The following is a 19,870-nucleotide window of genomic DNA, read 5'->3' as shown; positions in this document are numbered from 1 at the left end:
GTCACGAATCCCACGGATCGAGACCGGCATCCGGATCCAAGTGATCCAGATTGGAGATGCGCCGGGCGATCTGGTCGACCGCCACCCGATTCTCCTCGACGGGGTTGTTGTAATAACGCAGGACGGCGTCCCGGTGCTGGTTCGCCAGCTCGGACCCGATGTGATGGCGGGTGTTCGCGCCGACCTGGTTCCATCGCGCCGGCGAGATGGCCGCCTGCAGGGCCGCCGCCGAATCCCAGTTCGCCCGTACGTCGTTCACGAAAGCCCAGTCGATATCGGATTGGCCGCCGATGAAATGCGGTACCCGCGAATGCCTGGCGAAGTTGGTCGCGGCGACATGCGCCTGCGCCACGAACGCCCGGTGTTCGCGCAGGCTGCGCCCCGGTTCGATCGGGTGGTTGTTCACCGACTCCCATGCCGCCAATGCCTTCTGCAGCGGTGCGAATCCGTACGGGTTCTGCGACTTCGACGCGTTCATGACCGCGACGGCGCGGTCGACGTGCAGGGCGTCCATCGGATCCACGGCCTTGCCGTTGTACCGGAGCTCGGCCAGCGCGCCGTTGAGCTCCGCCTTGGGAATGCCGGAGTCGTACAGGCCGTCGATGATATTGGCCACCTTCAACGGATCGTCCACGCCGCCCGCCTTCTGCGCGCGTCGCTCCGCCGCCCGCAGCCACGATTCCCGGTTGTGCAGCAACCACTTCTGCCGGTGCAGCAGCCATGGCGTGTATTCCATCCGGGCGAGCTCGGCGCGCTGGCGCTGGCGGGCGTACGGCGCCAGCGGATTCAGGGTGCGACCGAACAGCCACTCGGTCGCCGGCGAGCCGCTGATCGTCGACAGCGCCGCGAAACCGGCCAAGGCACCCAGGCCACCGCCCGCCGCACCCGCTGCGACAGCCTCACCCATTCCCAGTGCCCGGCCTCCGCCACCGCCACCGCCGCCGCCCCCTCCTCCGGAGCCCTGGCCCTGGGTCGCGAGCGCGAAGCGGTTCGCCACCCAGTCGTTGCCCTTGCGCAGATTCTTGCTCAACCGGCGCAGCTGACTGAAGGCCACGAGTTCGACGATGGCCCCGATCACGAACACCGCCATCACCTGTCCCCTGGCTTGATCGAACACATTGGCCAGGAACAGCACATAGACACCGAGAAAGATGGTGAACACGGCCATCTGCGCCGCCGCCATCACGGAGTGGACGAGATTCCGGATCAGGAAGGTCTGTGTCGGGCCGTACACGAATCCGCCCGCGGCGAACCCGAAAATGGCCATGAATCCGTGATAGATGGTGTCGAGCGCCGACTTGATCACCTTGAGGCCCAGGTACACGGCGAACAGCAGCAGGACAGTCCCGCAGATCAGCAGCAGCAGCCCGGTGCCGATCTGCCCGGCGCTCGGATTGTCCGCCGCCGCACGGGCGTAGGTGTCGTTGCACGCCTCCAGCCCCTCCTTCACCTGCCCCGAGTCCCCGGCCCGCATCCCCGAGGTCCATTGCGCGCGACAGGACATCCGATCGTCGATCACATGCCCGAAGTTCCACACCTGGAGCGGCTTCCGGGCGAAGCTGTCGGCGAGATCACCCTGCATCGTCTGCACCAGCACGCCCGGATTCGGGTTGAGGTGGCCGTTCAGTCCCGCCGCCACCGAGATGCCGATGTCGCGGCCTTTGGCGAGCAAGCCGTCCGACGCCAGCACATCCGCAAGCGGCTCCGCGAGGAACAGCGGCCCGAACACGCCGACCGCCAGCATCGTCACCACCTGCATCGTCGCCTTGGCGTGGTAGCCGCGGACGATGAAATAGCCGACGAAGAACGCACCGATGGTCGCCGCGGTGACCAGCAGGATGGGGGTGGCGATCTGGCCGGTCAGGGCGTCGGCCACCCCGGTCAGGGCCTGGGCGAACATATCGAGCCAGCCGAAGCCCAGCGCGTAGCCGATCAGCCAGATGGCGGTGGTCACCAGCACCATGTAGCCCGCGAACTCGAGTTCCAGGACCAGCGCCAGCGCGGTCTTGCCCGGTTCGAGCACGCTGCCGTGGTCGGTGACGAAACGGTAGTCCGAGAGCAGCACACCATCCGAGTCGCGCACATCCATCCAGCTCAGACCGCTGTTGGCGGTTCCCTGGGCCAGGGTGTCCGATTGGGCGACGGCCACCGCGCCGAGTATGGCGGGCAGCACGAGCGTCACGAAGGCCACGAACAGCGCCCACGCTGTCCGGCGACGCCACGGCGAACCGGCCAGCCAACCGCGGAACCGCCGGGCGACCGCGCGGGGTCGCCAGCGCTCGCTATCCCAGAAGGTCAACTCCCAGGCCATATCCCGACGCCGGCGGGTACTCATCGCGCGTCCCGGCGCTCCAGCGACGCGGACTGGCCGGACGCCGTCGGTGTGCTGGTGATGGCCTCGGCCCGGTCGCCGCGGGCGGGCCCGAGTATCTTGCCCCGGCCGATCCGGCTCAGCGCGTCGCGCATGAACATCTCACCGCGCCGTTCCGGGGGAACCTGCCGACCCTGGCCGACCGGCGGAGACGTCTCCTCCCGCAGGATCTGCAGCAGGAACGGCGCCTCGTCGAGGTCGACACCGAGCCATTCCAGGCTGTTGCGAGCGAGGGTCTCGTCCCGTTGCCGGAAGACGAAGCGGTTCGGGATCAGATTGTGCGCCGCGCCCTGGAAGTCGGTGGCCGGGTCGTGCGAGGCCAATCCGATGGCGGCCAGATGCTTACGTCCGTCGCGGCTGAAGTCCGAGGTGACCGCGGCGCCCACCTGCGTCTGGGTGAAGTGGTGGGCCTCGTCCCCGACCAGGAGGCCGAATCTGCCGTTGTCGGTCAGGAACGCCTCCCGCGCGGCGACCCCGACGAGCTCGTAGAGCGCGGTACCGAGCCGCTTGGTCAGCGGCAGCCGGTGATACAGATGCGGTGTGGTGAGTTCCTCGGCGGTGGGCAGGGCCAGGCCGTGACTTCGTACGACCGTCGCCGCCGCGGTCAGCCGCAGCGGTTTCAGCGTCGGATCGAACAGCACCGGAACCCGATCGGCGACGGCGCCGAGGCGGGCCGCCAGATCCGCGTACTCCGGACCCGAACCCGGCTCGTCCCGCAGCCGGTGCGCCGCCCGCACCAGATCCAGCATGGAGTGGATGCCGTGCTCGGCGCGCCCCTTCTCGGTGAGCATATTGCTGACGACCGCACCGGCGCTCGCCGTCGGCGACAGGTCGAGCATCGGCAGCAGTGAGTCGAGCGCTCGCTCACCCGCTACCCGGGCGTCGAAGAGCCGCAACGGATCCAGCGACACCGTCGGGTTGGTCAGGTCGATCACCACCGCGTCGTCGATGGCGGCGGCGAAATGCGCCCACTCCCCGACCTGACTGCGGTCGATGGCCAGGAACTGGCCACCCATGTCGTGAACGAGCACCGCCATCAGCTTGAGGAAGAACGACTTGCCCGAACCGAGTTCCCCGGTCACCGCGAACGACGCGGACAGGTCGTGCAGCGCCGCCTCCATGATGCCGAAGTGGATGGGCTCGTATTGCCCGGACAGCAGGTTGATCCCGATCACCGGGCCGCTGTCGTCACCGATGTCGCTGGAGGTGAACGGGACGAAACCCGCCCACATGTCGGAGGGGACGATGTGGGCGAAATCCTCGTAGGCCCGGCGCACGGGACTGCCGGGAATCAGCATCGACCACAGATCCACCTGCGCGCCCACCGGCGCCGTCAGTTCGACCTGAAACCGCTTGTAGCGGCGCTTGAGTGCGTTGACCGCATCGAGTGTCGCCTCCCGCGAGGGACCGCCGACCGCGATGACGGTCGTGAACGACACCTCCGACTCGCCGCCGTTCACCTCGAAGTGTTGGTTGTACTCGTTGAGCAGCTGTGCCTTCGACATCAGGGTGTTCTGGGCGAAGGAGACCTCGGTGTCGCGCTGTTCCATCTGTTCGCCGAGCCGTCGGAGGCCGAGCTCGTTGCTCTGCAATACCTCGTCGGCGGATCTGGTGGACACCCGCATGCCCCAGTCGACGGTCACGTCACCGAGGCCGTCGAGCATGGCGAGGAATTCGCTGCCGCCCGGAAAGGTCATGCCGCCGTAGGGAAAAGAGCGCGGTGTCAGCACCGACTGATAGGACGGGCGGTCGGCGCTGTCCGGCTGCACCACCTTGATCACCGGGGTGAACGACGGCCGGAACCGGCGGGTGTTGTCGGCCTGCGCCCCCTCGTCCAGTGCGGCAGAACGGAATACCGCCGCGGTGGCGTCCTCGAGCACCCCGACCCGGGTGGGCGCGGCCGGATCCCCGACCGCGCCGCGGGACAGGTAGTGCTCCCACAGCCACTGGAACAGTGCGGCCGGGACCGGGGTCGGCCGGAAGTCGCTGCCGATCCGGGACAGGATCTTGCTCGCCTCCTCGTCGTAGGTGGCCAGGTCGGTCCGCGAGACGGCGGCGACATCGACGGAGCTGTTGCCACGCCACAATCCGGCCAGCGACGATATCCCGGTCGACGTGGAGCCCACCGGGATGGACAGCAGATAGATCCGGGTCTGCGGCACGATCGCCTGGATGCGCTCGTAGGAGGCGACGACCTCCGCGGCGTAGTCCTCGCACTCGTCGAGGTCGACGCCCTCGACCATCTTCCGCAGCACATCGAGGGTCTCGAGCCGGGCCTGGATGCCGAGCAGCAGCGACCCATTGGGCACATTCGTGATCAGGGCGTGGTGCGCCAGCTTCACGTCGTATTTGTCGCGCGGCGAGCGCAGGCCGTATCCGAGCGGCTCGATGAAGTAGGTCGCCGTGACCAGGCCGGCGTGAGTGAACTGCAGGTTCCCGCGGATCGCCGCGGTCGGCTGGATATCGCGCCCGGACGCCATCATTGTTCGTTCCGAGGTTCATCCCGGGTCGGATCGGCGGTCCGCCCGGCGGCCAGTTCGAGTATTCCGCTCGCCAGCGCGCGGGCCGGCGGCTCCGGTCGCGGTACCCCGTCGAGGTCGGGCAGGATGACGACGACGGAGTCCTCGATGTACACGGAGTAGCGGGCCGAGTCCGGACTGACCGGCATTCCGGAGGCGGACACCGGTTTCCGGATCAGGATCAGCCGACCGAACCACAGCACCCGGGAGGTCAGCCGCACCCCGGTGTCCGGCACCAGACCGAGTGCGAACACCACGATCACGGTGAGTACCAGGCCGAGGATGAAGACCACCGCGGGATTGCCCGGAATCGACATGGCGGCGATCGAGGTGACGAGCATGAGCGCGACGCCCGCGGCGACCTGCGGCAGCGTATACGGCCCGAAGGGGATCTTCTGCCCGTTCTGTGCCTTGCCGATCACGGTGGGCACGCGCTTGATCGGCGTGAAGACGCGGATGACATCGGCCATCAGTATCCTCCGACGGGCCGATCGGGAATGACGGTACCGACCTCGGCACGCGAATAGTTGATGAGCGTGGGCAGTACCCAGATCAGGACTCCGGCCAGGATCGCCGAGCCGGCGACGGCCAGGACCTTCCCCGGCGAGAGGCGCTCCTTGACGGCTTCGCTGATCAGCACACCGATACCTACGATCGCGATCAGGATGAGGCCGGCCCAGCGAACGAACAGCAATATGCCGTACAGCATATTGGTGAGACTGCTACCCATGGTCGCTCCCGTCAGTTCTGCGTCGCCGGCGGTACGGTGACCGACGGCGACGGCGCGGTGGTCGACGCCGAACTCCGCGGCGTGTTCGGGGCCACGCCGCCGGCTACGACGGTGATCGGATCCGGCAGTGCCGGAATGGAATCGATGGTCTGCACCTGCCACTGCTCCTCGACGCGCACCATCGTCAGCGGATAGTCCAGCGGCGCCAGGGTGTCGCCACCGACCGCCGGGGTCACCGTCGCCAGCACGCGCGCGCTCGATCCTGTTGTGCCGCAACCGGAGTCCTGTGCGGACACCGAGACCGACTCGAGTTCGGAGAACGGCGCGGGTCGCAGCGCGGTGATATCGGAGTCGTGGCTGGTGTATCGGGTCACGTCGCCGGACCCGGTGAGGAAGACGTCGAGGAAGCCGGTCGCGACGTGGGCGAGCGGGGACTCCTCACCGCAGGGCGAGGAGTACACCGTGAGCAGATCCTGCCCTTCGGCGGGTGGCGCGACCAGCCACGGCCGCGAAAGGGCGCGCAGCCGGCCGTGATTCACCGCGACTCCCACGCGGTAGTACTGCGGCATCGGAGCGGCGGAGGTCTGTTTCCCGCCCGTGGTCCTCGTCGCGGTCTCGGGACGGACCGATACCGTCACCGACCAGATCTCGATCGGCGTCGAAGCTCTGGTCCGCCGCACGGACACCACGGCGGGATCGGAGACCTGACGAGCGGTAGCGGGCAGCGCGATCGAATCGCCGCCCCCGATGAAATGGGCGATCCGGTCCTGGTCCCCGGCCGTCGCGCCCAGATAGGCGACCACGAATTCCTGTGCGAAGGATCCGGCCAGTTGGGCATTGCCCACGATCGACACCGTCGTATCGTCCGACGGGCCGGGCGGCGCTTCGGAGAACAGACTCAGGATCGCGTGCCCGCCGCCGAGTATCGCGAGCCCGGCCAGCACGGTGAAGATCACGTTGTCGCGACGGCGTCGGGCGATCATGCGGCGTAGCAACGCATCCCCCGAATCCACCCGCGCGTCCGCTACTTTCCTCACCTGTCAGAGCGTAATGAGGCACCGAAGTCCGAGCCGCGGCGTTGTTCCCACCGCTGGGGAGCCGTTTACGACGCCCGGTCGAACCGGTCCCGCCTGGAGAGGTGCCGGCGCAACTGTTCGTCGTATCCGAGCGGCTCGGGTATTCGGCACGGCCCGGCTCGGCTCGACGGACTCTCACAGTGGTCATCGGCCAGACGTAGCTCACCGATCACAAGCTGGCTGCGGGAGTAGCCGGGATACGGATAGAGCCGCAACCGCGTCGGAAGGTAGTTACCGGAGTAGCCGAGCGTGCAAACGATCACCTCCGCGCTTTCCCCGGCTAGGATGTTGTCCCGTACGGCGGCCAGTCGATCGCGGTCGTCGGGATGGAACACATCCACGGGGCGATACAGATACTCCCACCGCACCCAGGGCGCCGGATCCGTCAACCAGTGCGAGATCGAGGTGTGCTCGAGCTGTACGACGGCGAGGTGAGTTCCGGCCCGCCGGTGCGCTTCCCGTAGGCCGACCTGTTCCAACGTCGGCCAGGCCGGCTGCGTCGACTGCTCCCTGATGTCCTCGATGAGCAGCCACGCGCCCCGATCCCGGGGGCGAGCCGCGACGCGCCAACGCCCCAGCGGGCCGGCGGACCGGCCGGCCAGGGGGCCGATGTCCACGTCGAATTGCAGTTTGTCCTCGGGACCCGGGTCGTACAGAAGATCGAGCACCTCACCGTGGCGATCGAACGCGGCGGCCCGATGGAACAGCTCCGCGACGGACATCGTGGGCACATGTTCGTCGGCCGACACACCACGCAGGGCGGTCATCGCAGGGGGCTGGTGGACCGTCTGGCTGTCGAGGTCCCAGACCGCGCCCACCGCCGGGGGCGGCGGGGTGACCGCGGCGGCGGGACCGATCCACAACTGCACCGCATGCACTCCGCCGGTGGGTCCGAGCACCGGCCGGGCCCGAACCAGGTGCTGTCCGGCGGCCGTCGGCACCTCCAGATCCGCCTGCTCCGCCTGCCGCCGGGCGGCCTGGACGACGTCGATGATTCCGCGAGTGGTGATGCTGTCGTACACGGCAGGCGTTCTGGTGAGCACTCGCTGGAGCACGCGGCGCACGCTCGCGAAAGCCCGCTGCTCGCCGCCCACGGTCGCGACCGACATGGTGTCGGGAGTCAATGTCTCCACCGTCACCCACGGTATCGCCCGACCTGATTCCGTCATCGGTTCCTCAGTTGCCTTATTGCTCGCTCTATTGCTGTCTGGTCGCCTGACACCGGTACCGCACTGTGTGAACCTACCTGATGGCCCGATAGCCAGCGGCGCGTGGAAAAGAGACAGTTACCAAGCTGAAATATGCCAGGCTGAAACATGCATTGCCGCCACGGTCGCGCGCCGCCATGGTCGCCCGCCGCAGTGAAACAACGATTGTCGAGCCCATAGTCTCCGGGGCAACAGCCCACCGAGCCGGAATGTTCCCGAATCCACTCGTTTTCAGCGGCCGCCGATGCCGTCTAGACGTCATGGGTTGAACCTAGAACACGTGTCCGATCGCGATCAGCGGAACCGAAGCTTTCAAGTCCGAACATCACACAGCGCAACCCTCCCGCACACCGATCCGGGTCACGTGACGTCCGGCACCAGGGGTTCGCAGCTCCTTGCCACCGGCTGACACGCAGGTGTAGCGTACCTTATTGTACCGCTGTTTAGCGGTACATCATCTAGGTAATCTCACGCGATCCACACAAGTCAGGAGCTCACACCGTGTCGAGCCATCGGGAAGGCGTGCGTTGACCATGCGGCCCACGCAACGCCGATCAGCAACTACTACGAACTCCGAACCCGAACTGCCCACGCGCACCGCACTTCCCGATTCCCCCGGTGGTGATCCGACGTCGCTGCAGATGGCGTACTTCCGTCAAGTGCGTTCCGGTGCCGCACTATCCGGTCCCGGTGAATCCGAACGCATCTTCCGTCGGCACCTGGCCCTCGCCGCCACCCGGACCACCGGAACCGCGACCACCCGCGTGTATCACCCGGACGAGGCGAACGGCATCGGACCTGCCGTGCAGGTGGTCAATTCCGATATGCCCCTGCTGGTCGAGTCGCTGGTCTCGACGCTGCGGCGGCTCGGCGCCACCGTCACCGATGTCATCCATCCGATCTTCGAGGTGGTTCGCGATCCGAGCGGCCGGCTGCTCTCGCTGGCACCATACGAGGGCGACAGCACGGCGACGCAGCCCGTCGGTGGGACGACCCGAGAGTCCTGGATACACATCCAGCTGAGCGCCGCGACCGACAACGGCGTACTGGCGACGATCGCGGCCGTCCTGCCGCCCCTGCTCGCCGACCTGCGCCAGATCGCGGACAGCACCGTCGCCATGCAGCGCAGGCAGTCCTTCCTCGCCGATCAACTGCACTCGGATGCTCCCCCGTACAGCGGGGCCGACCCCGTGGAGGCCCGCGAGTGCGCGCGGCTGTTGCGCTGGCTCGCCGACGACCGCTTCGTACTGCTCGGCTACGCCCGATACGCCGTCCCCGAGAGTGCGGGCCCCGAAGCTCCCGCCACCATGCGACCGGTCTCGGGCACCGGGCTCGGCATACTCGGCGCCGGATCGGCGACCAAAATCGATGTCCCCACCCCCGGACCGGATCGTGGCCTGCTGCGGCTGGCTCCGGGGGCGATCGAATCAGCGGCGCCGGGCTGGATCAATCCCTATCTCATCGGCATCGCCGAATACGACACCGACGGCCGGGTGGTGGGCGAGCAGCTGTTCGTCGGGACCTTCACCATTTCCGCGCTGCACGAGAACATACTCGACATTCCGGTGATCGAACACCGGGTGCGCCAGGTCGTCGAATGGGCCGGGTTCGAACTCAATTCGTTCTCCGGCCGATCGATGCTGGAGGTGATGCAGTCCTTCCCACGCGTGGAACTGTTCTCCTCGGACACCCGGCGACTGTTCGACACCACGTCCGCGGTGCTCACCCTCGGCCAGCGACGACAGGTACGGCTGTTTCTGCGGCCCGATCCGCGCGGTAGGACGGTGTCGTGCCTGGTCTATCTGCCGATGGACCGATACAACACGGCCGTGCGCCAGCGGATGCAGCAGATTCTGCTGTCCGAATTCGGCGGCGACCATATCGCGTACTCCGCGCGAGCCACCGAATCCGAGCTCGTCAACATCTATTTCACGGTGCACCGCGGCAAGTACGCGGCACCCGCGGACCTCTCCGAGGCGCGACGGCAGCACCTCCAGGATCTGCTCTTCGCCACCACCCACACCTGGGCCGATCGGCTGGTTGCCGAGGCGGCGGCCACGGCCGCCGTGGACTCCAGAACCGCCAAGCGGTACGCCGACAGCTTCCCCGACGGCTACAAGGAGAGCTTCACCCCGAGTCATGCGCTGGCCGATATCCAGCGGCTCGAGGAGCTCGGCGACAACGCGATCGATATGCACCTGTCCCGGGCGGCCGACGCCGCGGTCGACGACTGGCAGTTCGCGCTCTACGTCAGCGGCGCGGGCGTATCGCTGAGCCGAGTGCTGCCGATCCTGCACAGCCTCGGCGTCGACGTGCACGACGAGCGGCCCTATCCGATCGAACTGCCGGACTCCCAGCCGCGCTGGATCTACCGGTTCAACCTGCACGCACCGCGAGAACTGCTGGACACCGCCCTGGACGGCGCCATCGACGCCGCACTCACCGCCACCGACGCCCTGTCCGCGGCGGTCACCGATGCCCAGCGACGCTTCCCCGAGGCATTCGCGGCCATGTGGTACGGCCGCGCCGACACCGACGGGCTGAACGAACTGGTCCTGCGTGCCGGACTGCACTGGCATGAGGTGGCCGTCCTGCGCGCCTATGCGCGATACCTGCGGCAAGCGGGATTCGCCTACAGCCAGAGCAACATCACGCGGGTGCTGCTGCGGCAGCCCGGCGCGGCGCGGGCCTTCGTCGAACTCTTCGGCGCGCACTTCGACCCCGATCGCAGCGACCCCGCCCGGGCGCAGCGGATCGAATCCGAGTTGCGAGCCCGCATCGACGCCGTCACCAGCCTGGACGCCGACCGGATCCTGCGCGCCTTCCTCGGATTGATCGGTGCGACGCTGCGGACCAACTACTACATGAGCGGGTCACCGGCCACGGTGCGGTCGCAGGCGGCGGTCTCGCGCGACTATCTGGCCTTCAAGTTCACCCCGCGACGCATCGACGAACTGCCGAAACCGAAGCCGCAGTACGAGATCTACGTCTACTCGCCCCGCGTGGAGGGGGTGCATCTGCGCTTCGGCGCGGTCGCCCGCGGCGGCCTGCGCTGGTCGGATCGGCGGGAGGACTTCCGCACCGAGATCCTCGGCCTCGCCAAGGCGCAGGCGGTCAAGAACGCGGTCATCGTTCCGGTCGGAGCGAAAGGTGGCTTCGTGGTGAAGAATCCGCCCGCCGCGACCGGTGACCCGGCCGCGGATCGGCAGGCTCAGCGCGAGGAGGGCGTGGCCTGCTACCGCACCTTCATCTCCGGCCTGCTCGACCTCACCGACAATATCGACAATCGCACCGGCGCGGTCCTGGCGCCCGACCGGGTGGTGCGCCGCGACGGCGACGACACCTATCTCGTGGTGGCCGCCGACAAGGGGACGGCGACCTTCTCCGACGTCGCCAACGAGGTCGCACACCGATACGGCTTCTGGCTCGGCGACGCCTTCGCCTCCGGCGGCTCGGTCGGCTACGACCACAAGGCCATGGGCATCACCGCCAAAGGCGCCTGGGAGAGCGTGAAGCGGCACTTCCGCGAGCTCGACATCGACGTCCAGACCGAGCCGTTCACCGTAGCCGGCATCGGCGACATGAGCGGCGACGTCTTCGGCAACGGAATGCTGCTCTCCGAACACATCCGGCTCGTCGCGGCCTTCGACCACCGGCACATCTTCCTCGACCCGAACCCCGATGCCGCCCGCTCGTTCGCCGAGCGCAAGCGGATGTTCGCCCTGCCCCGCTCGTCCTGGGCCGACTACGACGCCGAGCTGATCAGCGCGGGCGGCGGAGTGTGGGACCGCACCGCCAAGAGCATCCCGATCAGTCCGCAGGCGCGTACCGCCCTCGGATTGGACGACAGCGTCACCGAGCTGTCACCGCCGGAGGTGGTGCGCGCGATCCTGCTGGCACCGGTCGATCTGCTGTGGAACGGCGGTATCGGCACCTACATCAAGGCCGCCGACGAGACCGACGCCGATGTCGGCGACAAATCCAACGACGCCGTGCGGGTGAACGGAAACGAGTTGCGGGCGAAGGTGATCGGCGAGGGCGGCAACCTGGGCGCCACCGCACGGGGCCGGATCGAGTTCTGCCGATCGGGCGGCCGGATGAACACCGACGCCCTCGACAACTCCGCGGGTGTGGACTGCTCCGACCATGAGGTCAACATCAAGATTCTGCTGGATCGCGTGGTCGCCGCCGGCGAACTCGACGCCGGTGACCGTGATCGGCTGCTCGCCTCCATGACCGAGGAGGTGTCCGATCTCGTCCTGGGCGACAATATCGCGCAGAACTTCCTGATGGGCCTCTCCCGCGCGGACGCGGCGGAAACGCTGGACCTGCACCGCCGCACGATCCAGGCGCTGGAGTCCGGCCACGGCCTGGACCGCGAACTCGAAGCCCTGCCCTCGGATGCCGAACTGGCCCGCCGCGGCGCCGAAGGGCGCGGCCTGACCTCGCCCGAACTCGCGACCCTGATGGCCCAGGTGAAACTCGCCGTGAAGGCCGATCTGCTGGCCGGGTCGCTGCCGGACGACGCGATGTTCGCGGATCGGCTGCACACCTACTTCCCGGCACCGCTACGCCAACGCTTCGGCCGAGCCATCGACGCGCATCCGCTGCGCCGGCAGATCGTGGCCACCGTGCTGGCCAACGAGGTCGTCGACTTCGGCGGAATCACCTACCCGTTCCGGCAATCCGAGGAGGCGGGCGCCGACACCGCCGACGCGGTGCGGGCCTTCGGGGTCGCGGCGCGGATCTTCGATCTGCACGAGCTGTGGGATCGCATTCGTTCCACCGAGATGCCGACGGCGGCCCGGGACGCGCTGGAGATGGAGACCAAACGGACGCTGGACCGCGCCTCCCGGTGGCTGCTCGGCAATCGGCCGCAGCCGCTCGACATCACCGCGGAGATCGACCGGTACGCGCCGGGGGTCCGCGCGCTCGCCGCCACGGTGCCCGGGCGGCTCGGCGCCGACCACCGTGCCGACCTCACCTCACGCGCCCGAACGGCCATCGACCTGGGGGCGCCCGCGGAGTTGGCCGACGAGGTGGGCCGGCTGATCTATCTGTTCCCGCTGCTGGACGTCATCGATATCGCGGAGATCACCCACCGGGACCGCTCCGAGGTGGCCGAAATCCATTACGTGCTCGACGATCATCTGAAGATCGAACAGCTCCTCAACGAGGTGCGTCGTCTGGAACGAGCCGGCCGCTGGTCCTCGCTGGCCCGGCTGGCCGTTTCCGACGACATCTACGCGGCCCTGCGTTCGCTGACCATCACGGTCCTCGACCTCACCGGACCGGACGAGTCCGCGGCGGAGAAGATCGCCCACTGGGAATCGACGCACCGCTCCAGGATCGCCCGGGCGCGGGCCATGTTGGACGAGATCCACACCGGACCCGGCCACGATCTCGCGACCCTCTCGGTGGCGGCTCGACAGATCAGGAGTATGGCCAGCGGGCCGGCCGAATTCGAGCGTCGGACCTGACCGCGGCCGCCGGTGCCGTGTTCGGACACGGCACCGGCGGCTGTGGTGGTATCGGAAGTCGGCTATTCGCCGTCCGAACAGCGAATCACGCTGCGGCCGAGCACGATCTGCCGCTGAATTCCGCCCCGGGGCGTCCTCGACACGGTCCGTGCCGTGGTCAGCGGTTCGCCGGAACCCTTCTTGCACACCGTCTGCGTACGAACGATTCTGGTGGGACGTTGGCGATCGACCGGCGCGATGCGGTGCCGATCCAGATTCGGGATGACCTTTCCGGAGTTGTCGTAGCCGACTCCCGCCCAGATCATGGCCCGTGGCCCTTCGCCGGCTTCGACCAGGGCGGTCGCCATCCGCTGACACTGGACGAACAGCGGGCACGCGTGGCAGGCCGCTACGGCTTGGCGCCAGGCGTCCGGCGTACCGGTGTCCAGGTCCCAGCCGTCGGGATGCTGAGCGCACGGTGGACGCGGTATCGATTTGTTCTCCGCGTGGGTATCTCGGTCCAGTGAACGGTTCTGCGTAACAGTCATGGCAAGTCTCCGGGTACGCCGGGGAGCATCGGGCGATGCCTGCCCCGTAGCGCGCGAGTAAGCGCAAGTCCTCCATCAGGGCTGCTCAACAGTCCCCGGAAACCAGCTGCGGATGAGCTGTTCGTGAACAGTAGCCCAACGCCGAGCTGCCGAGCAACCCTTAGCGTCCCGCCATTTGACGGCACATTGGCTAGTGTACCTCTATCCAATGTGGTTTCCTTGTCTTATGACGACGGAGTCCGAATTCACCATCGATGCACTGGCCCGCGCTGCCCACACCACCGTGCGCAGCGTGCGCGTCTACCATGAGCGCGGTCTGCTACCGGCCCCGCAGGTCCGCGGCCGGATCGGCTACTACCGACCGGAGCATCTGGTCCGGCTGCAGACCATCGGCCAGCTGCTGCGCAAGGGAATGAAACTGACCGGCATCAAAGAGCTCCTCGACGCCTGGGATCGCGGCGAAGGACTCGATGAGGTCCTCCAGGTACGGAGCAATGCCCTCGCGGGCGGCACCGCATACCGCCGATCCACCGACGACGACAGCCGATTGGCGACAACGCTGCAACAGCTGCGCACGACCGGCGAGACCGGACCGGATGTCAGCGCGCTACAGGCCACCCACCCCAAACTGCACGCCCTGGCAGCCGGGCTGATCGACGCCGGACTTCCCGCCGACGAGATATTCCGGCCGCTCATCCGCCTGCATGCCGATTGCAGCCGGGTCGCCGCCCGGCAGGCCGAGATCGTCCGCCGACTCGCCGAACACCGGACGGCATCCGTCGACGCCGACGGGGAAGGACAGGAGCAGGCCGTGGAGCACGCCCGGCAACTGGCGATCGCGGCCACCGCGGAACTGGTCGCTCGATCGCTGCATGAGCGTTTGGAAGGCCAAATCCCTTCCTACCAAGGCTCATTGGAACACGACAAGCATTGAATCGCTGACGCCGGCCCGAGCCGCGAACCAGGTGCGGCAGGGTCGGCGTCACCGAATACTGTGACACCGAACCGGATTACACGGCGACAGTGGATCAGACCGAGACGCTGGTCGTCATGGCACCCGCGATGCTGTTCGCGTTGGCGATGCGCTTCGCACGCGCCGAACCGTCGCTGCGCTCGTAGTACTGGTCGAATACCGCGGCAGCCTCACCGGGTGTCCGCGCATTCCGAAGATGCGCGTAGGCAGCCGATTCCTTGTTCTGGAGCTCATGCGAGATGTAATCGATCTGGATACGCCAATCGGTGACCGAACCGCCGCGCGCGGCCGCGAATCGCTCGAGACCCTCCAGCCGGTCGCCTCGCCACTGCGCCAAGCCCAGGGATGCCTCACCCGCGTTCCAGGCATCGGTGCGAAAGCCCGACTCCGCCTGGAGATTACCCAGGATGCCCGCCGCCTGCGCCGGTGTGAAGCCGTTGTCGAGCAGCCGCTGATACATCTCGTCCACCCGGGCGCGCTGCCCTTCGGGAATCGCCTCGGCGCTCACCGTCTGCATGAATCCCCCACCGCCGGAATCATTTCCGGCGGGAGCATAGCCGCCGTAGCCGCCGGTATTCATCATCATCGGTGGTGTCGGCGCCCCGTAGGTCGGCGACGAATAGGTGATTCGCTCCGCCTCTTCCGCGACTCCGTCGGACGCCGACTCGATGATGTCGGAGACGGCGTCGACGGTCCGCAGAATGGCGCTCAGGAGCCGAGCCTCGGCCGCCACCGACAGACGCTCCTCGCCCGGGGCGGGTCCTTCGGCGGCGAGGGTCGACTTCAGTCCGTCCACCTCGTGATCGATATCGGACATCGCCGAACTGGTCTTGGTGGAGGTCGCGTAGGCGGACGTGTCCACTTCCCTGTTCTGCCGGTGCAGTTCGGCCGCGATCGCGTCGATCTCGTCTTGGTTCGCCGCATAATCGTCCGCCATGACCGACTGGTTCCCGGAATCGTCGACCAGTCCCCGCTCCGCCAACTTCTCCACCAGATCCGGCGCCTGCGCCCCCGCCCCGGACCCGAACAGGTCCACCGAGAGCTGGATGGCCCGCTCAGCGGCGTCGATCACCGAATCGAGCCCCGCGGACCCACCGCGCGGATGCGGCAGCTCGACGGTCCAGTCTCGATAGTGCGCCACCCCGTCCTGGCCGTTCACCACCATGTCGGCACCCGACTCTCGGATCCGGACGAGCCCGTGGCCGGCGCGCGCACGATCATCAGCATGCTCAGCTCCTCGATCGACTCATCGGCACAGTCGGTGCCACCATCCGGCCCGACTCCTCCGACCGTTCCAGTCTCATGCATCCCCGGAGCTGGGAAGTTCTCAGTGCACCCGATACCACTTGAACGGCTCGTTCGCGGTCGGGCCGTAGCGCTGGATCTGGTCGAAGAGCCAGCTGGCCGGTTCGACTATCGCCTCGCGGTCGCGGTCGTTGACGTATGCCATCGCGATGCCGACGAAAGCCGCGTGGCCGTCGGAGGTTTGGCGGTATACGACACCGCCCGAGTCGCCGTGTTCGAACCAGAGGTCCCGGGTGGTGTAGATGACGCCGTCCTCGACCTTGGTGATGGTGCCGCAGTTCCAGCCGGTGGTGGCGCCGATCTTGCAGACCTGCTGGCCGCGGCGCGGGTCCATGTCGATGGAGCTGAGACCGAAGGCGCCCATGGATGCGGACACACCGACACCGTCGTACAGGCGAATCAGCCCGAACCCGAGGGTGAGTCCGCGATCGGGTTGATACGACTCGTACCAGCCGATCGGATTGCCCTCGGCATCGGTGACGACCCCCGGTCGCCGACAGTGCCCGGCCGTGACGGCGTAGCGCGCCTTTCCGACGAATCCGGTCAACCCGACAGTGCATTGGAAGCCGACGACCTTGCCTTCCTCCTCGGTCATGGTCCGAATCGCCAGCCCGGGGTGCACCACGACCGCCGGATCGGTGGCATGCGCGGTCGACGCGGGAAGCAGGGTGCCCGCCGTGCCACACACCGCTGCGGAGACGAATGCCATCACCAGGCGGCGGAGGTGAGCCGGTGGCGACCAACCCAGCGTTGTCGCTCGCGATTCGTGATTCCCGCGGCTGCGCAACGTCGTGTCCGTCCTTCCTCGAACATGCCTTCCTCGAACCCGGCGCGGACTCGATTCCCGCTCGGCACAGTGGAATTCTCCCGGATTCCCAGCGCCGGGAACCCGATCGGAAGTCAGCTCGGAGGGGAGTCCGGGACGCCGCGGCGCCGAATGTCCGTGGTGGCGCGATGGAATGAGCCGCCGATGCTCTGCACATTGCGGAACGGGCAGCGGATCGGGTCGAAGCCCAGGCCGGCCAGCAGGTCGGCGATCTGGTCGTCCTGCGCCTCCACCACCACCCGTTCCCGGTCGATCACCAGGACGTTCATGCGCGCCCCCGCGTCGGCCAGGTACAGCGGCGGCCGCTCCCGAGGCGCCGGGCGCGGTGCCGGAACGAGATCCCATTCGGCGAACATGCAGCGCCGCAGACTGTCCGCGTCGACCCGATCGGGATCGAACAGCAGCGTTCCGGGACGCAACGGCATGATCGTGCGGTCCAACCGCATGGTGTGCGGATCGTCGCTGTCGAGCACATGGATTCGGTAGGTGTCGCCGAGGTGCCTGCGCAGCCAGTCGATACCGGCCCGGTTGGTGACGTGGCTGCGCTGCGCGACGATATCGCGGCCGAAGCGCAGGAAGTCCGTGGCGGCGAAGGCGGGCTGGGTTTCGTTGATCGCCCACCGGGCGTCGGGCGCACCGTCGAGGAGGCGGTCGTGGTCGAGCACCCGCGGCGCCGACACCCACCGCGCGCCCGACTCGTGATAGTGCTGCAGGAGAGGGCGATACGCCAGTACCTCACCGCGCCGAGACCGCCAGGCGATCGGCGCTTCGATGACGGTCGAGCCGACGACGAGGAGCGAGTCACGGGGCAGTGCCGAGGTGTAGCCGTCCAGGCTCGCCGGATCGACCCAGGTGGGGCGCTGGACGACGACACCGGCGTCGGTCAGTACCCGGTCGAGATTGTCCAGCTCGGCCTGCGCCGCGGCGATGATCCGGGCGGGGAACGGACGGACCGTCTCGAACAGCTGCCAGTACCGGCGCGGCATGGTGGCCTCGACCATTCGCCGCGCCTCCACGGGGAAGACGGTACCGACGGCGGCCCCGACGATGATCTCCTCCAACGGATCCCACTCGTTGCGGGACCAGACCCGTGACGACTCGGTCGATGTCTCCGCGGTGGTTCCAGGACCGGCGCCGGTCGCGTCGGTGATTTTCTTGCCACTGTTTGAGTGCACGTTATTGATTGAACCACCATATGTGGTTAAGATGGACATCGGGCGGTGGTTCCCCTCATCATCACCGGCCTCGCCAGCACGGCTGCCGTCCCCGCAGACCGCGGCAGCTGTGCTGGCTCACAACAGGCGCCGCTGCGCTGCCGCTACTGTCCATCCGGCGGTAGTGCGAGCAATCCGGCACCGGTCAGCACCGCCGTATCGCCCAACTGTGAGGGCATCACCCGCAGGCCGGACAGGAATCCGATCCGCGCATGCGCGCCTACCGCCGCACCCAGTGACTTCCAGAGCGCGGGACCTGCCGTCGCGGCCTCGCCGCCGACCACCACGCGGTCGACGTCGAACAGTGCCGCCACCGACGACAGCGCCTGTCCCAGAACGGTTCCCATGCGCTCTACCGCCGCACCGGCAGTGGCGTCACCCGCGCCGGCCGCGGCGATGAGCGCCGCGAAACCGTCCCCCTGCCAGCCGCGCTTCTCGGCCCAGCGCACGGCCGCGGACGTGCTGGCGATGGCCTGCACACATCCCCGGGCGCCACAGTCGCAGAGATCGTCGTAGCCGGACATCACCATATGACCAATATTGCCCGCGTTTCCGGTACGTCCCACCGCCACGAAACCACCGACAACGATGCCGCCGCTGATCCGAGAGGACACCGACACGACCAGTGCGTCCGGAACACCGCGCAGCAGGCCGTGGCGCTGTTCGGCCAGCGCGGCGCACACCCCGTCGAGCGCCATTCCCACGGTGGCCGATGGGAATTGCTTACGCGCGGCCTCGACCAGGCCGAAGCCGACCTGCCATTCCGCGATATCGGGCGGGGCCGCCACCCCGGCGGCCATATCGATCGGCCCGGTGGTGCCGATGCCCAGACTGGTGACATCACCGCCGGCGGCCACCTCGACCAGCAGGTCGCGGCAGCTGTTCCAGGGCGCGCGCGAGGTCACCGGGATCGCCCGGACATCCTGCACCTTCCCGTCCGGTGCCACCCGACCGGCCGCGAACCGGGTCGGGCCGATCTCCAACGCCAGAACCGTCATTGTTTGTGCTCCAATCCAGCTGTTCGCCTGTTCGTCCTCGGTTCATCGGTTCAGGCACGCGGCGCCGAGAGCGCGGCCAGCGTGTTCAGGTCGCCGTTCAGTGTCTCGACGATCTCGTTGATGGCCAGCGCCGTTGCCCGAACCTCCACCCGCAGACCATCGATGTGGTCGGCCGCAAGCTCCGCGTCGGTCGCGACCGCCATCAGCGCGGTGATGTCGAGGCCCACCCCGACCGTGCGCTCGGCGATCTCGGCATTGGTCAATTCGGCCTGGAGTTCCGCCAGATGCGCGCGGTAGGCGGTCAATGCGCTCACCCGAGCGACCAGACCGGTCCACACCCGAGCCAGGGCCGCGTGCGCGTTCTCGGTGGCCTGCCGCGCCGTCGTCGCGGTCGTGGAATCGCCGACGACGTCGGTGAGCGGCCTGGACGCGCACTCCACCCGCAATGCGTGTTGGATGATCGCGTCGAGCTCGGCGTCCAGGTCCAGCCGCAGACGATGCGACATCAGGTAGCCGCTCTGCCAGGCGGGCGAATCGGCGATGCTGTCCCGCAATTCCACGGCGCGCGCGATGAGTTCGGGAACCGGGAACGCCTCGATCGGATCGCCGCGCAGCCCCCGATCATCGCTCGGATCGGGCACAT

Annotated in this window: 14 protein-coding genes; 2 read left to right on the top strand and 12 right to left on the bottom strand. The window is 67.8% G+C overall.

The annotated features are described in order from the left end of the window. Position 1: 1 nt before the first annotated feature. The 6 genes from ON31_RS06405 to ON31_RS06380 all read right to left on the bottom strand — a co-directional run bounded on the left by ON31_RS06405 (position 2) and on the right by ON31_RS06380 (position 7,865). Positions 2–2,335 carry a hypothetical protein gene (locus ON31_RS06405; protein WP_147286974.1) on the bottom strand — a complete coding sequence of 778 codons (2,334 nt, stop codon included), beginning with the start codon at positions 2,333–2,335 and terminating at the stop codon, positions 2–4. Further along, on the bottom strand, positions 2,332–4,854 hold the full coding sequence (locus ON31_RS06400) for an ATP-binding protein (RefSeq protein WP_039810341.1): 2,523 nt from the start codon (positions 4,852–4,854) through the stop codon (positions 2,332–2,334). Before ON31_RS06400 ends, ON31_RS06405 begins: the two co-directional genes overlap by 4 nt. Further along, entirely contained in the window at positions 4,851–5,360 is a 510-nt protein-coding gene (locus ON31_RS06395) for a hypothetical protein (RefSeq protein WP_051036925.1), read from the bottom strand. The genes ON31_RS06400 and ON31_RS06395 overlap by 4 nt, the downstream gene beginning before the upstream one ends. After that, complete coding sequence (locus tag ON31_RS06390; RefSeq protein ID WP_228807261.1) at positions 5,360–5,599, bottom strand: hypothetical protein; 240 nt, start codon at positions 5,597–5,599, stop codon at positions 5,360–5,362. Before ON31_RS06390 ends, ON31_RS06395 begins: the two co-directional genes overlap by 1 nt. 32 nt (positions 5,600–5,631) lie before the next feature. Continuing rightward, positions 5,632–6,657: a conjugal transfer protein gene (locus tag ON31_RS06385; protein WP_255222006.1), complete on the bottom strand. Its 1,026-nt coding sequence runs from the start codon at positions 6,655–6,657 to the stop codon at positions 5,632–5,634. Between the two features lie 65 nt (positions 6,658–6,722). Beyond that, positions 6,723–7,865 carry a GAF domain-containing protein gene (locus tag ON31_RS06380; protein ID WP_255222005.1) on the bottom strand — a complete coding sequence of 381 codons (1,143 nt, stop codon included), beginning with the start codon at positions 7,863–7,865 and terminating at the stop codon, positions 6,723–6,725. A 680-nt stretch (positions 7,866–8,545) separates the two neighbouring features. Between ON31_RS06380 and ON31_RS06375 the strand changes: the two genes are divergently transcribed. Beyond that, positions 8,546–13,384 (top strand): NAD-glutamate dehydrogenase, encoded by a 4,839-nt coding sequence (locus ON31_RS06375; RefSeq protein WP_051036924.1) that lies wholly within the window; start codon positions 8,546–8,548, stop codon positions 13,382–13,384. Positions 13,385–13,446: 62 nt separating this feature from the next. Here the strand turns inward: ON31_RS06375 and ON31_RS36525 are convergent, their stop codons facing one another. After that, positions 13,447–13,911 carry a hypothetical protein gene (locus tag ON31_RS36525; protein WP_147286975.1) on the bottom strand — a complete coding sequence of 155 codons (465 nt, stop codon included), beginning with the start codon at positions 13,909–13,911 and terminating at the stop codon, positions 13,447–13,449. 226 nt (positions 13,912–14,137) lie between these two features. On the opposite strand from ON31_RS36525, the gene ON31_RS34515 reads away from it, so the two are divergent. Next, positions 14,138–14,845 (top strand): MerR family transcriptional regulator, encoded by a 708-nt coding sequence (locus tag ON31_RS34515; protein WP_051036923.1) that lies wholly within the window; start codon positions 14,138–14,140, stop codon positions 14,843–14,845. Positions 14,846–14,939: 94 nt separating this feature from the next. Here ON31_RS34515 and ON31_RS06360 read toward each other — a convergent pair whose 3' ends face one another. The 5 genes from ON31_RS06360 to ON31_RS06340 all read right to left on the bottom strand — a co-directional run. After that, on the bottom strand, positions 14,940–16,049 hold the full coding sequence (locus ON31_RS06360; RefSeq protein WP_039810332.1) for a phage tail tip lysozyme: 1,110 nt from the start codon (positions 16,047–16,049) through the stop codon (positions 14,940–14,942). Positions 16,050–16,211: 162 nt separating this feature from the next. After that, positions 16,212–16,898, bottom strand: coding sequence for a chymotrypsin family serine protease (locus tag ON31_RS06355; protein WP_039810330.1), 687 nt, complete (start codon positions 16,896–16,898; stop codon positions 16,212–16,214). A 191-nt stretch (positions 16,899–17,089) separates the two neighbouring features. Beyond that, positions 17,090–18,190, bottom strand: a complete 1,101-nt coding sequence (locus ON31_RS06350) for a hypothetical protein (RefSeq protein WP_051036922.1) — start codon at positions 18,188–18,190, stop codon at positions 17,090–17,092. 143 nt (positions 18,191–18,333) lie between these two features. Continuing rightward, a complete protein-coding gene (locus tag ON31_RS06345) occupies positions 18,334–19,227 on the bottom strand; it encodes an ROK family protein (protein WP_039810327.1) in 894 nt (297 codons plus the stop codon). 50 nt (positions 19,228–19,277) lie between these two features. Continuing rightward, positions 19,278–19,870, bottom strand: a 593-nt coding sequence (locus ON31_RS06340) for a hypothetical protein (protein ID WP_039810324.1), incomplete at its 5' end; no start/stop codon positions are given.

This window comes from Nocardia otitidiscaviarum NBRC 14405, assembly GCF_000308635.1.
GTDB classification, from domain to species: domain Bacteria; phylum Actinomycetota; class Actinomycetes; order Mycobacteriales; family Mycobacteriaceae; genus Nocardia; species Nocardia otitidiscaviarum.
This window is presented reverse-complemented; position numbering and strand designations above follow the sequence as displayed.